10 protein-coding genes are annotated in these 15,438 nt (G+C 43.7%); 3 read left to right on the plus strand and 7 right to left on the minus strand.

All coding sequences use genetic code 11. The features are described from left to right. Positions 1–114 precede the first annotated feature (114 nt). The 6 genes from CYLST_RS04200 to CYLST_RS04225 all read right to left on the minus strand — a co-directional run bounded on the left by CYLST_RS04200 (position 115) and on the right by CYLST_RS04225 (position 9,084). Positions 115–1,233, minus strand: a complete 1,119-nt coding sequence (locus CYLST_RS04200) for an ABC transporter permease (protein WP_015206463.1) — start codon at positions 1,231–1,233, stop codon at positions 115–117. 15 nt (positions 1,234–1,248) lie between these two features. Continuing rightward, positions 1,249–2,514 (minus strand): HlyD family secretion protein, encoded by a 1,266-nt coding sequence (locus CYLST_RS04205; RefSeq protein ID WP_015206464.1) that lies wholly within the window; start codon positions 2,512–2,514, stop codon positions 1,249–1,251. Positions 2,515–2,781: 267 nt separating this feature from the next. Next, a complete protein-coding gene (locus CYLST_RS04210) occupies positions 2,782–3,534 on the minus strand; it encodes a thioesterase II family protein (RefSeq protein ID WP_015206465.1) in 753 nt (250 codons plus the stop codon). A 528-nt stretch (positions 3,535–4,062) separates the two neighbouring features. Next, entirely contained in the window at positions 4,063–5,376 is a 1,314-nt protein-coding gene (locus CYLST_RS04215; RefSeq protein ID WP_015206466.1) for a CO2 hydration protein, read from the minus strand. A 152-nt stretch (positions 5,377–5,528) separates the two neighbouring features. Further along, complete coding sequence (locus CYLST_RS04220; protein ID WP_015206467.1) at positions 5,529–7,031, minus strand: NADH-quinone oxidoreductase subunit M; 1,503 nt, start codon at positions 7,029–7,031, stop codon at positions 5,529–5,531. A gap of 193 nt (positions 7,032–7,224) precedes the next feature. Then, positions 7,225–9,084, minus strand: coding sequence for an NAD(P)H-quinone oxidoreductase subunit F (locus tag CYLST_RS04225; RefSeq protein WP_015206468.1), 1,860 nt, complete (start codon positions 9,082–9,084; stop codon positions 7,225–7,227). Positions 9,085–9,717: 633 nt separating this feature from the next. On the opposite strand from CYLST_RS04225, the gene CYLST_RS04230 reads away from it, so the two are divergent. Then, the gene (locus CYLST_RS04230; protein WP_015206469.1) at positions 9,718–11,175 is read left to right on the plus strand and encodes a carotenoid oxygenase family protein; all 1,458 of its coding nucleotides are present in this window, start codon (positions 9,718–9,720) and stop codon (positions 11,173–11,175) included. Positions 11,176–11,604: 429 nt separating this feature from the next. Further along, on the plus strand, positions 11,605–12,768 hold the full coding sequence (locus tag CYLST_RS04235; RefSeq protein ID WP_015206470.1) for a PAS domain S-box protein: 1,164 nt from the start codon (positions 11,605–11,607) through the stop codon (positions 12,766–12,768). A gap of 85 nt (positions 12,769–12,853) precedes the next feature. Here CYLST_RS04235 and CYLST_RS04240 read toward each other — a convergent pair whose 3' ends face one another. Beyond that, a complete protein-coding gene (locus CYLST_RS04240; RefSeq protein WP_015206471.1) occupies positions 12,854–13,699 on the minus strand; it encodes a lysophospholipid acyltransferase family protein in 846 nt (281 codons plus the stop codon). Positions 13,700–14,045: 346 nt separating this feature from the next. Here CYLST_RS04240 and CYLST_RS04245 point away from each other — a divergent pair, with 346 nt between their 5' ends. Continuing rightward, entirely contained in the window at positions 14,046–15,410 is a 1,365-nt protein-coding gene (locus tag CYLST_RS04245; protein ID WP_015206472.1) for a serine/threonine-protein kinase, read from the plus strand. The last annotated feature ends 28 nt before the right edge of the window (positions 15,411–15,438 follow it).

Genomic DNA, 15,438 nt, shown 5'->3' on the forward strand with positions numbered 1-15,438 from the left:
TAGAAAATATGGGGTAATGATTTAGTAGAGACGTTGCATGCAAGGTCTTTACATTTGTAGGGAAGAGGTTAAAACTTTACTTTACCCAACTATAAACCGTTATCTACATAAAAACTAATCTGACAACTGCATTCTTTTTAAGCTACGACGCGCTGCATTAAACAACAACAAACCCAAAATAATTAGCATGAGCATTGCGAACCAAATACCTGTCAAACCAGTGCCGCGCACATAGGCATCACGAGTTATTTCAATATAGTAACGGGCTGGAACAATAGCTGAAAATAGTGACAATGGGAAGGGAATATTACTCAGGGGATAAATGAATCCAGATAATAGCAAAGCCGTTAAAAAACCCAAAAATGCCACAGCTTGGACAGCAGCATTTTGATTGGTAGCACGCACCCCAATCAATAAACCAAACATAATACTATCTATTAAAAATGCTATTGTGCCCAGCAATAAAGGTACTACTCCGCCTGCAAAACTTAATTGCCAAATTACTGAACCCATCACCATGATTAATACAGCTTCGCTAATGCCTATTAGTAAGTAAGCTAAAGCTTTTCCTAAGAGAAATTCCTCAGAACTAAGATTAGAAGTATATACTTGTAAAATTGTGCCTTTTTCTTTCTCCCTTACCATAGCGATTGCTGTTAATAAAGACGGGTAAATCCAGAGAATCAAAGCATAAACACCAGGGATAATAGAGAGAGATTCTTTCCTCCCTGGATTAAACCATAGGCGGATGTGGGCAATAACTTTATCAGTCGAAGATGGTAAACCAGAGTTTTTTAAGAAGAATTTGGTCGTAGCCTGAATACTATTTTTAATAATCCGGGCATTATTTACATCTGTGCCATCAACTAAAACTTGAATTTTGCTCTGTAAACCTGATTTAATTCGTCGGCTAAAATCGGGGGGAATCACTACAGAGGCTTTGGCAATTCCTTGATCAATCACTGCTTGGGGGTTGGTGTCTAAAGCTGAGAAATTACCTTGATTAATCGGCTGAAATTGATTAGTAGCAAATAACCGCTCTGTGTAGGCACGGCTCAGGGGGCTGATGTCAAAATCTTGGACAAATAAGGGAATATCTTTAGTTTCTAGACGAATTGCGAAACCAAAAATAATTAAGGTCATAAATGGCAGCAGAAATGCCAGGGCTAAGGTGAAGCGATCGCGCTGGAATTGTGCCAACTCTTTGCGACATTGAGACAAAATTCTTTTCATAGACAATTTTGCCTTTTAATTCGCCTTTGGGGCGAGGATAATTTCGGTATCTGCTGGCATTCCTGGCTTGGCTAACCCCCCAGGATTGTCGATACTAATTTTTACACCAAAAACTTGCTTCACCCGGTCTTGCTGGAAATAAATATTTTCTGGCGTAAAAGATGCTTGGGTATCGATAGCGGCAATTTTGGCACTTAGGGGGGTTTTGGGTGCTGAATCTAGAAATATTTGGGCTTGTTGACCAATATACACTTTGCCAATTTCGCTTTCGGGGATAAAACCTCGCAGATAGAGGGTGTTGGGATTAATCACTGTCAGCAGGGTTTTACCGCTGGTGACTACGGTTCCTGGTTCCACATTGCGACTGATGACTACACCGTCAATCGGGCTGATCACGTTCAAGTTAGCCATTTTAGCTGTAGTCTCTTGCTGGGAAGCTTTGGCGTTGTCGACATCAGCTTTGGCGGCTAGTAGCTTCAAGCGCGTTTGTGTTAACTGCGTGCGTAAGCCAGATAACTGTGAGTCACGGATTAAGGGATTTAACCCTGTGCTTCTGGCTTGTGTCAATTGACCCTGGGCAGAGTTGACTAATTTTCTAAAAGATTGTACCGCCGCTTGTCGTGATTTGACTGTGGCTAAAGCGGTTTCCCAAGTTGTTTGGGCTTGGTCAGCTTGTTGCTTGGTAACTGCTCCCTCTTGCGCTAATTTAGAATAGCGATCGCGATTTATCCGGGCGAGTTTCAATTCAGCTTTGGCTTGTTCGACTAATGCGATCGCTTGATTTAATTGTGCCTGGGATGAAGCAACTGATGACTCAGCCTGAAAAACCCGCCCTTTGCTATCTCCCACCGACTGCTGCAAAGAAAGCTGGTTTTCCAAAAGCTGACTTTGCAATAAATTAATTTGCAACCGCGCTTGTTCTTCTTGTCTCTGGATAGAATCTAAACGGGCAGATGCTCCCTTGAGTTGAGCTTGCATCTCTGCGTCATCTAGTTTGACAATTACCTGGTCTTTTTTAACTTCCTCTCCTTCTCGCACCGCTACCGACTCAACTCGACCGGCTACTTTGGCACCAATATCAGTTTCGTAACCTTCTATACGACCGCTTACCCGCAGGATGTTAGTTTTTGCAGGCGACGAAAGAAAATACCAACTTGATAAACCAAACCCTATGAGTAATAAGCCTAAGGGGATGAGTAACCGGGGAGAAGGTTTACCCTTGCTTTTCTCTGGTGCAACAGTATCAAGGGGTTTTGGGGCTGGCGAAACTGACTGAGCCATAATTTTTCTCTTGGTCTAAAATTTGCTGAGTCCGGGCGCATCCCCAAGTTACCACAGCACGGTTTTCGGCTAGGCTTTGAGAAATTTTGTTAACGTATCGCAACAAAGATCCTAATAAATATTAGGGCCGCTGCGATCGCCTCAGGGGCTTCCAAATAAAAAAATCTCCCAAATTTTCTTGTAGGATGGGTGTCCCCACCCGTTCCATATTCCGAAAGGGCTAACAGCCCAACGCCACAAAATGTATAATTTATTTCTTGGAAGTCCCTAAAGCAACTTTTTCCCTAGACTCTGAAGTAAGACGGCTTGGGCTGAGTGGATAAAAAAGTGATCGCCCTCAATCATTTGCAGCGAGAAAGATGTGCCCATCGCTTGTTCTTGCCATCCTAGCAAATCATCATAACTAACTTCTTGGTCTTGCAAACCGCCAAAAACAGACACAGGACAATCAATGGTTGGTTTTTGAGTGTAAACATAAGTTTCCAGAACTGCAAAATCTGCCCGCAACACCGGGAGAAACACCTGCATTAGTTCCTCATTTTTTAGGACTGCTTTAGGAGTTCCGTTGAGACAGCGCAGTTCTTCCAGAAATTCAGCTTCCGGTAAATTGTGAATAGGTCGTTTTGTCCGCGGGATTTGTGGGGCGCGACGTGCAGAGATAAATAGGTGCAATGGAGTTAAACCATATTGAGAACGCAGGAGATGGGTTAACTCAAAACTGATTAATGCACCCATGCTGTGCCCAAAAATAGCAAATGGTTTATCTAAGAATGGTGTCATATTTTCAGCTATTTCACTCACCAGAGTCTCTAACCTTGTGATGGGAGGCAATTTCATCCGTCTTCCCCTTCCCGGAAGTTCCACAGCACAAACTTCCACAGTCCCCGGTAAACCCTCAGACCATGAGCGATAAATCGCCGCGCTACTACCGGCGTAAGGTAAGCAAAATAACCGCAATTTAGCCTGGGGATTAGGTTTGTGGCAGATAATCCAAGAATTCGATGGTGATTTATTTGTCATAATAAGATTTATACCTATTTTATGTAATGTTGCCACAAATTAGAACCGAACGCCTCTTCCACGCCCTTTTTAAGGGGGTGAAAGAGGAGTAAGGGAGAAATATAGCCCCCCTTTTTAATGGTTAAAGCCTAAAAAGCCCCCCTTTTTAAGGGGGGTTGGGGGGATCTAAACGCTATGGGCAAAAATGAGTAAATCCTCCATAAACTGACACACACCAACAAAAAAGCCCCCCTTGTTAAGGGGGGTTGGGGGGATCTAAACGCTATGGGTAAAAATGAGTAAATCCTCCATAAACTGACACACACCAACAAAAAAGCCCCCCTTGTTAAGGGGGGTTGGGGGGATCTAAACGCTATGGGTAAAAATGAGTAAATCCTCCATAAACTGACACACACCAACAAAAAAAGCCCCCTTGTTAAGGGGGGTTGGGGGGATCTAAACGCTATGGGTAAAAATGAGTAAATCCTCCATAAACTGACACACACCGACAAAAAAAGCCCCCCTTGTTAAGGGGGGTTGGGGGATCTCTTATCGATAATCTTGATTTTGAATACTCCCTAAACGGGCAGCATCACGAATGTTATAATCAGGACGAGTGAAACGATTTAGCTGCATTTCAAAGAAGTCTCGATTAGCTTGTAAATGCTTGGGGTTGGGGTCATCTAAAGGATATAAAAGTGCAGTTCTTAATGCTTGAATTACCGCAGAAGTAACGGTATACATTGACCGTTGGAAACTCACCCCCAACTGAATCAACATATCATCTTCACCCCGGCAATGTTTGCTGTAGTATTCAATTAGATATGGGGGCAGAAAATGCAACATATCTTGCATTAATAATGTGGGCGGAATGCCAGCAGTACCAACTGGGAATAAATCAGCATAAAGGATGCCGTAGTGAAAGTCTTTTTGATTTTCTGGTACTTGATTTGCTTGGGCGTTATATGATTTTGTGCCTCTAAAGGGGGAGGTACGGTAGAAAACAGCTTCTACATAGGGTAATGCGGCTTCGTATAGCCAGGTGAAACCTTTGGATTTAGGGACAATTTCGTAACATTGTCCACGAATATAGACGTGATGGTAAATCGGGCGTCCGGCGATCGCAAATATACCATTAACTAAAAACTGCATTGCGTCTGGAACGCCTTTAAATCCGCCTTCGTCATAGATATCGGACATTTCAAAGAACACCGGCGCCATCACTTCCCAGAATAAGCCGAGATTGGCGTAGTAAGACATCTGGCGGCACTGTTCCAAAAACATATCGGGAAACAGCTTGTACAGCCCCAGCATCACCGGATTACCTTGGAAGTATGCGTTAATAGCCTTGTCGGCGTTGGCTTTGTACTCCTCGGAATCTAGGTAAGGGTCAAATTGCCCACCCATTCCCCGATGCCACAACATCGCCCGCATACAAGCTTCCGCAAATTCCATATTTATGCGATCGTGGAATAAGTGGTGTAATAACTTGGGCATTTTCAAGGTTTCGCCTTTTTCAATAAATGCCAAAAGTTCTGGATGGGCTGTGGCTTCACCGCGCCAAATTCGTAAATCGGCATCATCGCCAGCGTAATGATTATGGCGTTCTAAATATTCTTTGGGTAAGAAGTATTTAAACAAGGGCAAAGGGTTTAAAAATTCTTGTTCGGCGATATAAAGTAAGTCGCGCCAGTAGAAATCCATCGGCACGGCGTAAGCTTTGTATAACCCGATAATTTGCATCAGGTTTTCTGGGGTATCTGGCAACATTGCCCCGCCAGCTTCTAGGCGATGTATAACTTCAGCAAATTCATGTGTCGATGGAGGTAATTTCGTTGCTGGTTTATCTGGAGTTTGTACCATTTTTATTTCCTTTCCAAGACAATCCTAAATAATTCATGAAAAATTAAATTTCTCTCTCTCTTTTCTTTCTTCTCTTTCTTTCCTTTGCGCTATGCAGCGTCCTTTGCTGTTCGTTATCAAACTATTTTCACAAAACAGATAGCATTGCTATATTACTTAACAGCAACTTGAGCGATTACGGTTTTTTCTAAACTGGGAATTGTCGCCACCATTGCTGTGGTTGTGGGTTCACTCCACCGCACCAACCAAGTAGGTTGAACTCCTAAGAAGATGATGAGAACTGCCAAAATTATTGCTGGCATTTTTTCAGACCATAACACTTTAGGATAGTAGGCAAAGTTGTTGTTAAGTCTGCCAAAACAAGTGTTGTTGAGGAGGATAACAAAATAAACAGCGGTTAAGCCGGATGCAACTACACACAATAGCGTCGGGATGGGAAAAGCGGAGAAACTGCCTTGAAAGGAGATAAATTCAGCAATGAATCCTGTTAAACCGGGAATTCCGGCGCTGGCCATGCCGCTGAGAACGAGTAAAGCGCTAATTAGGGGTAAGCCACGAATGGGACTCATTAAGCCATTGAGTTTATCTAATTCGCGGGTACCAACTTTGGCTTCGACTATTCCCACTAAATGGAAGAGGATGGCGAGAATAATGCCGTGGCTAAACATTTGGGCGACAGCACCAACTAGGGCGAGGGGTGTACTGGCGGCGCTGGCTAGCAAGATATAGCCCATGTGACCAATGGAACTATATGCTACCATGCGCTTGATGTCTTTTTGGGCGATCGCAATTACTGCCCCATAAATAGCGCCGATTGCTCCCCAAATTGCTAAAGTTGGGGCGATAATACTCCAAGCTTGAGGAAATAATCCCATCCCAAATCTTAATAAACCATAGGTTCCCAGCTTCGCCAAGACGCCACCAAGGAGAATCGCAATCGGTGCTGAAGCCTCAACGTAAGCATCAGGTAACCAAGTGTGGAAGGGAACTAGAGGAATTTTGATGCCAAAACCTAGCACTATTCCCGCTAGGAGGACGATTTGCAGTCCAGCGGAGAGGTTTTGAGTAGAAACTGCATCAAAGGCAAAGCTGGTAGCATGAGTTAGCCAAACTGTACCCAAAAAAGTTGCCAGAATTAATGCGCCGGAAACAGCGGTATAAATCAGAAATTTAATTCCAGCATAAGCCCGTTTTTCTCCTCCCCAAATCGAAATTAGTAAATAAAAGGGGATTAATTCCAATTCATAAAACAGGAAGAATAGCAGTAAATTCTCTGCTAGAAAAGCACCGGCAACCCCACCACTAACTAATAAAATCATCGAGTAGAAAAGCCGGGGTCTTTCAGTGTCTTTACCACTGCTATAAATCGCAATCCAGGTGAGCAAGCTATTTAACACCAACATCAGCACGGATAGCCCATCAACTCCTAATTGATAGCTCAAACCGAGAGTTTCATTCCAGGGAAGATATTCTTGAAACTGCATCCCTGGATTGCTGATATCAAATTTCAACAAAATAAAAAGATTCCAGAGCAGAACTAGCCCACTAATGGTTAAGGCTACCAACCGAATGCGACTTGTTGGGATGGCTTTACCAGGATAAAACCCGATAACTGCCGCTGCGATAATTGGTATCCAGATTAAAACACTCAGCATATTATATTTGGTAATGGGTAATTGGTGATGGGCTTCGCCGTGAGCGTCAGCGGCTCGAGTGACTTGTACTGAGCCGGTCGAAGTAGCCTTCGCCGAACTCCGAACGGTAATCGGTAATTGGTAACAAGATTGTCAGCTTAAAGGATTAACATCATTGATTTGACAATTATCAAGATTAATCCTTAAATCCTGATCAGAAGCCTAAGTTTAAAAACTGTAGTTTCCAGAATGGCCAAGTTACCCACATTCCTAAAAAGCCGATTCCTAAAAGAACAGTTAAGGCATAAGATTGGGTTTGTCCAGAGGTACTGTACTTGAGACCTTCCCCACCTAACAACGAAAATAAACCGACCAAATTAACGATGCCATCAACTACAAAGCGGTCAATCATATCAGCAAATTTGGAAATTTGATAAACGCTGAAAATGATTGTAAGCCGATAGATTCTTGGGGTGTAAAAGTCGTTTGCTAATAAGTCTTGTAAACCTTTCCAAGGTAGGCGAATTGGTTTGGGAATGTTGCTTAAATAAATCACGCCACTGAGGCTGCAACCAAAAACACTTGACCAAATTAAAAGTAGGGCGACATCTTTATTTAGGGTTGCCCAATCGGGTAGCAATGATAAGCTTTGCAACACCAAGGGAATATGCAAGACAAAGCCTAGTAAAATGATCATTGGCAAGGTCATGGGCCAGTGAGCTTCAGGCGAGCGCTCTGTCATTTGTGTGGATTTACCACCAAAAATTAAACAAAATTCTCTGGTTAAACTAAAGGCTGTTAAGACATTGACGGCGATCACCACCACTACTAACCCTTTTTGAGTTGTCCACAGTGCATCTGCTAATTTGAACAATGCCCAAAAACTACCTAGGGGTGGAAAACCAATTAATCCCAAAGTGCCGACGATAAAGGCTAATCCTGATATGGGGCGGCGTTTCCACAGTCCGCCGAGTTGGGTGACATCTTGGGTGATGCTGTTCCAGATAATGCCCCCAGTACTCATTACCAAGAGGGCTGCGGCTAGGGCGTGGGTGAGGACTAATAAGAGTGCAGCTTCGTCTTGTTTTACTCCCACGGCGATGAAGACTAAGCCCATGTAAGCGCTAACAGAATAAGATAAGCAGCGTTTGATGTCAATTTGGGCGATCGCAATTAAGGAAGCACCAACGGCTGTAACTGCACCAATGGCGATCATCGCTGAAGAAACTACAGGCGATAGAGTTAATACAGGTTGCAGTTTAACCAGCACCCAGGCACCACTAGCAACTACCACCGAGTTACGTAAAATTGTGCTAGGAACTGGGCCTTCCATCGCTTCATCTAACCATAGATGCAGGGGGAATTGGGCGCATTTGCCCATCGGACCAGCAATTAACGCCAAACCCACTAATGTAATAACTGTGGGGTTAACATCAGCAGTTGTCGCCCATGTAGCTAATTCTGTATAATTCCAAGTCTTTGCTAGGGGCCATAACCCCAGCACCCCCATCAACAAAAATAAGTCTCCCACCCGTTTGGTTAAAAATGCATCTCGCGCCCCTGAGACTACCAACGGTTGACTAAACCATAAGCCAACTAGCAGGTAGGTTCCCAAAGTGAGGATTTCCAAAATCACATAGCTAAAAAACAAGTTGTTACACAGAACAAGGGCACAAAGTCCGGCTTCAAATAATCCCAACAAAGAAAAGAAGCGTCCCCAGCCCCAATCCATTTCCATGTAACCAATGGCAAATATCTGCGCCAGAAAGTTCAAGCCGGTAATTACGGCGATCGCACCAACACTTACTGAAGAAAGCTCTAAAGTAATGGTTAAATCTAACCCAGCGGTAGATAGCCAAGGAATAAATATTTCTTGCGGGGGTTGATTCCAGGTAGCATTCAAGGCAATTACAGCGTGTAGAAACGACAAAAATGTCATTACTAAGTTGACATAACCCGCCGGTCTAGGCCCTGTTTTGCGAATTATCCCCGGCGACCAAGGCACGGCTAAAAGTCCACCTATCAAAGCATAGCAAGGGACTAACCACAAGCTATCAAGCAAGTACTGAGCCATTCACTTACCTCTATATTTGTCTCAAAAATTAGGGATTATAAATCAACCAGCGTTGATCCCAGTCAACCTAGCTATGTCAAAGCAGGCAAATTTATCTTTGCTTAATATTGTTAAAAATAGCTTACCCTTATCTTGGCAAAATTGGAATAACTTAATTAAAGGAATCAGCGATATTTGCTCTAATTAATTCTTATATATAATAGAAGCATTTAATTATCGAATAATAACTCTAGTTTTTTATCTATGCATTGTTCATTTGCTTTATCAATGCTAACTACAGCACTGTTCTTGTTGCATTACCACACCTAAATATCCAAAAGGTTTACAGGGCATGGGTTATAGGATTTAATTTTGTACCTGACTGTTGAGCAAAGTGCTGTATAAAGTTCTCTTTAGGGATATAAATAATTCAGATCCCCGACTTCTTAGAGAAGTCGGGGATCTGAAGCCTTGCGGGTGTCAGCTACAACCTGGGAAGCGATTGAGGCGCGGATGTTGTAGGTTCCTAGCAGTTGAGTAACAATAAGGAAAAGAAAAGATAGCCAGATAAATGCCCTATGATTTCATGGCAACAGGCTCAGAGAAAGAAATCTCAAACCTTTACAGCTATCCTGCACTGGGAAGAGGATGTTTATGCAAACAATAGAGAAAAAGTCAACTAAAAAAGCTTGGGCTCAGGCGATCGCTAAACCAGCAACAGAATTTCCCCTCACCCAACTGCCGATTCTCGCTGGCAAAATCCCTGAAGGCTTGCGTGGCACACTCTACCGCAACGGGCCAGGACGCTTAGAACGCGGTGGCATCCATGTTGGACACTGGTTTGATGGGGATGGGGCAATTCTCGCTGTTCATTTTACTGATGCTGGCGCTACGGGAGTTTATCGCTATGTGCAAACCGCTGGCTATCAACAAGAAGCCGCTGCGGGGAAACTGCTTTATGGTAACTATGGGATGACCGCACCAGGGCTAATTTGGAATCAATGGTTAAAACCAATCAAGAACGTCGCTAACACTTCAGTACTAGCTTTACCAGATAAACTGTTGGCACTGTGGGAAGGAGGTAAACCCCATGCCTTGGATTTGCAAAATCTAGAGACTCTTAATGAAGATGATTTAGGGGGGTTAACACAAGGCTTAAGTTATTCTGCCCATTGTAAATGCGATCGCCTATGGCGGGGCGCAGCCCATCGCCAAACAGGGGAGATTTTCAATTTTGGCATCAGCCCTGGAAAAAATGCCACACTGAATATTTACAAAAGTGATTACACTGGTCAAATTATCCAAAAAGCAGCATATCCGTTAGATGGAGTGCCACTGGTACATGATTTTGTCTTAGCTGGGCAATATCTAATATTTTTTATTCCTCCAGTGCGGTTAAATATTCCCCCTGTGCTGCTGGGTACAAGCAACTATAGTGATTCGCTACAATGGCAACCGAAAAGAGGAACGCAAATTTTGGTGCTTGACCGCGAGACATTATCTGTAGTCAGTCGTGGTGAAACCGAACCTTGGTTTCAGTGGCATTTCGCCAACGGTTATGTAGATGCTAGCGGTGCTGTGATTGTGGATCTCGCCCGCTATGCAGACTTTCAGACCAACCAATTTCTCAAGGAAGTGGCTACAGGTGAAACGCACACCCTGGCGCAAAGTACACTTTCGCGAGTTTGTCTACAGCCTCAAACTGGTAAAGTTACAGCAATTGAGCAAATTTTAGACCAAAATTGTGAATTTCCGACTGTACCTCAGCAAAATGTGGGAAAAGCCTCGCGGCACACATATTTGTCTGTATCCCGCCCAGAAGCCGACATAAGTCAAGCAATATTCAATGCGATCGCTCGTTTTGACCACAAAACCGCCACCCTCACCACCGCCAACCTAGAAGAAAATCGCTATCCTTCAGAACCTATTCATGCTGAAGATTCCCAAAATCCTGAACAGAGTTGGGTGGTAACAGTTGTCTACGATGGTAATTCCCATAGTAGTGAAGTTTGGGTATTGAATAGCGATCGCCTAGACGAAGAACCAGTTTGCAAGCTAGGACTACCCAGCGTCGTACCCCACAGCTTCCACGGCACCTGGAAACCAGCTTAAACAATTAACAATTAACAATTAAAAACTGTTGCATAAGGGGATGTAAACCACGACGGAAACACTTTACAACGTGTTGACGAATGGGTATTACACCCTAGCATCCTGATTAAGTCTTGGCTAGATTCACCGCATCTTACTACCGTAGATAGAAGCAATAGCCACAGGGCGCAAACTATTTTTTGGTAAGGCCTTGCAAGTAAAAATCATCAATTGGTGTTCTGGGAGAATTTATGCCGGGAATTGCAATAAGATATTAGTTTAAAGTACTGATTTACTTCGATGTGGGGAGGGTGTAAATTTCCCGAAGTTGAGAATAAATATATCTATTTAGAGATTACTTAGCAGCTTAAGGATGCTGCAAATTGTTCCAAGATTTACAGGTGGACTTATCTTTGCTAACCCTCTGCAAGCAAGTAGCGGTAATTTAAGGTGAATATAGAACAATTTATCCAACGCGCAGAAGCATTGCACAAGCGTTTAGCAGATTTGTACCAGACTGCTAGTGTATTACCTTGGATACCGCCGGATTTGCTACCGCAAGCTTTTAAAGAACTTTATAGCACCTCTAAAATGGTACAGTTAGCGGCGGAGGAACTGTATCAGCAAAATGAGGAACTTCTACAAACGCGTAATTTGCTGGAAGCAGAGCGCCAACGCTACCAAGATTTATTCGAGTTGGCACCAGATGGCTATTTAGTCACTAATGCACAAGGAATCATCCAAGAAGCTAACCGAGCCGCAGTTCAGTTGCTGAATGTTTCTAAGCATTTTCTGGTTGGCAAACCAATAGTTAACTTCATCCCTATAGAAGAACGCCAGCGCTTTCGTGGTGAACTCATCCAGGTATCCCCATCAGAGAGGGTGAGAGAGATTTTAGCACGCTTACAGCAACGTGATGGGGAGATATTTGATGCTGCTTTGACAGTGGCAGTTGTCCAAGATCAGCATGGTTCACCATCTGTGCTCCGCTGGTTGGTGCGTGATATTTCTGAGCGTCAGCGAGTGGGATCGTCAGTAGTCAATAATCAGGACGACTTCAAGCAGAATCGTCATGTGAATAAATATGCTAAAGGAGAAACTATTCCCCTGAATCCGCTGGTAACTTGGTATGTTTGTCAAGGATTGGTCAAGCTTAGTACGTATTGTGAAACAGGGGAAGAAGTGCTGACAGGTTTGGCAGCCGAAAGTATGGTTTTTGGCTCTAATCTGACTTCTCTACCCATTTACCAAGCAACCGCCCTGACAGATGTCGAGTTAGTTTCAATTTACATCGCAGAGATCGCGGTTTCTCCCAGCCTTAGCCATACGCTTTTACCCAAAGTTAATCAGCGGTTACAGCAGACAGAATTTTTTTTAGCGATTGCTGGTAGGCGACGGGTACAAGATCGGCTGTACTATCTATTGCAGCTTTTGAAACAGCAAGTTGGTCAACCTGTGCCGGGGGGAACTCGCCTCATTGCGCGCTTCACTCATGAAGATATTGCTAGCGCCTGCTGCACTACTAGAGTCACAATTACAAGATTGTTGGGTAAGTTACAACAAGAAGGGGTGATCAGTTTTGACCCAAAAAAACACATAATCTTCAGAGATTAGAGTTACAGCAGTTTTCAATTATTTAGACCACAGTCTAGAGACGTTGCATGCAACGTCTCTACAGGGGTTTTAAGGTGAAATGGTATCAGGACTGGGCGCTCATTTTGATTAAATTATCTAATTCTTGCTGCATTTGACTTTTCACGAGTTCATAACAGGCATTAACATAAGTGCGATCGCTTGCTGCTTTCTTTCCGTAGCGTTCAAAGACAATAGGAGGGCATACTCGCGTGTAGATATGCGCCGGTAAGGGGATGTTAGGGAGTGGGCCAAATGCTAATCCCCAAGGTAGCCCTAGATAAATAGGAAAGACTACCGGATCTACCCCAAACAGCCAAGGCATCCCCCATTTGTGGAGTTGCTGCATAATTTTGTAGGCGTCAGCTAGGACAAATAGGGTATCGTGGGCACCCCAGGAAACCACAGGCACAATCGGCACATTTTCCCGCAGCGCCAGCTTGATAAACCCCCGCCGTTCAGCAAAGTAAATTTGGTCACGCATTTGATGCGGTCGAAACACATCTTCCGCCCCACCGGGATAAACTAGGACGCTAGCTCCAGAGCGCAAAGCCGCATAAGCCACTTTTGGATGAGCCATGACAGCTCCAGCCTTACTAACTATTTCTGCTAATGGCGGAGATACCTCCCAAACTTTGGGATGCATCAGACCATAAATCGGTCGTTCTGTACCATAGCGGCGTAACCAGTCGTACATCATCATTGATGTGTCAGGAGAAGCCAGCCCCCCATTGTGGGAACCGACAAAGAGGACTTTTTCATCTGGGATATTTTCCCAGCCACTAGTTTGGACTCGAAAATAGTAATGATACAAAAAGCCTAATATAGGCATCAGAGATTGAATGAACTTTGGATCTCGCTTATCCAAAGACCAACCGGGTTTTGTGTTCTGGAGATGTTGCAGTTTTAACATCGAGGCATTCTATCAAGATCGGGAAAGGTCAAACAATCCGTTCTGTTGCGGTTTGAGGACAAACCTAATATTAATTCTGCGATCTTTTTAGCACTAGGGTAAATCAAACCTCTAGATTTATTTATTTCCTGGGATGGTTGCAAATGAGCCGGACTATCGAGTAGTCATTTAGTCTTATTTGCTACTTTAATTAAAAATATTTACTTAGTTAGATACTAATAAAAAAGCTACAGTTGTAAGTAATCGCCTCTAACCTAGCAGATAGGTGGAGCATTTTTCCCCGACTCTTTTGCGGGGTGCAGGGGTGGGGTTTCGGCGCATATATTATATTTAAACTTACAAATCAATGAAACTTTGGGCACCTAATCAACTACTCGATAACGGAAGATTCATTATCCAAAAAGTCCTTGGTATGGGTGGTTTTGGTGTCACCTATAGCGCCATAGAACAGGACACAGGTAAATTGTTTGCGATCAAAACCCTCAACCCCATTCAACAGAATCAAGAGGATTTTCACCAACTACAGGTAAAATTTGTCAATGAAGCGCTGCGGTTAGCTAAATGCAGTCATCCCCATATTGTCCAAGTTTATGAAGTCATTCAAGAGGATGAACTCTGGGGCATGGTGATGGAATATATTGATGGCAAAGATTTAGGAATTTATGTTGACCAGCGTGGGCAGTTGCCAGAAGATGAGGCTTTACGCTACATTGACCAGGTGGGGCAAGCTTTAGAATATGTCCACCAACAGGGCTTTTTACATCGGGATGTCAAGCCGAATAATATTATCTTGTACCGGAGGACAAAAGAAGCGGTTTTAATTGATTTTGGTTTAGCCAGAGAATATACGCTTGGGCGACTCGAAAGCATGACAAATGACAGAACCAATGGTTATGCACCGATTGAACAGTATGACAGAAAAGGAATTTTTGCTCCTTATACTGATGTATATGCTTTAGCGGCAACGCTATATAGTTTGCTCACCAAGGTGATACCTTGTCCGGCTAATTATCGAAATCAAGGCCTACTCTTACCACCAAATAAATATAATTCACAAATTAGCGATCGCGTCAATGATGCGATCCTCGAAGGTATGGCATTGGCACCTGAAGACCGTCCCCAGTCGGTGCTAGAGTTTAGAGAAATTCTGGGTATCGCTAGTACCTCACCCCCAAACCCTAAGAGTAAGCCCTTAGGAGAGCAAGGAACGCCACCCCCAAATTCTCACCGCAAGCCCTTAGGGGAGGAACTATTTTCATCTGTGGGGATGGACTATAGCCGACTGCGGGACTTACTCGTGGCCAGAAAGTGGAAAGAAGCTGATGAAGAAACAGCGCGAGTGATGTTAGCGGTAGCTGGCAGAGAAAATCCCCGGTCGCTGCGTTTAGAAGATATTGACACCTTTCCCTATGAAGACCTGCGGACAATTGACCAGTTGTGGGTTAAACACAGCAATGGCCGCTTTGGCTTCTCTGTCCAAAAGCGTATTTATCAAGGTTTGGGTGGAACCAGAGAGTACAACCGAGAAATTTGGGAAGCTTTTGGCGACCGCATCGGTTGGCGCAAAGATAATAAATGGATGTACTACAATGAAGCCACTTTTGACCTCAAAGCACCGGTCGGACATCTCCCAGGTGCAGGATACTGGGGAATTAATGATTTACTCAGCTTTAACGATTGCGGTTCTTTGCTGACGCGGCGAGATTTGTAAATGATTAATGATCAATTGCGGATCATGG

Source organism: Cylindrospermum stagnale PCC 7417 (assembly GCF_000317535.1).
Lineage (GTDB): Bacteria > Cyanobacteriota > Cyanobacteriia > Cyanobacteriales > Nostocaceae > Cylindrospermum > Cylindrospermum stagnale.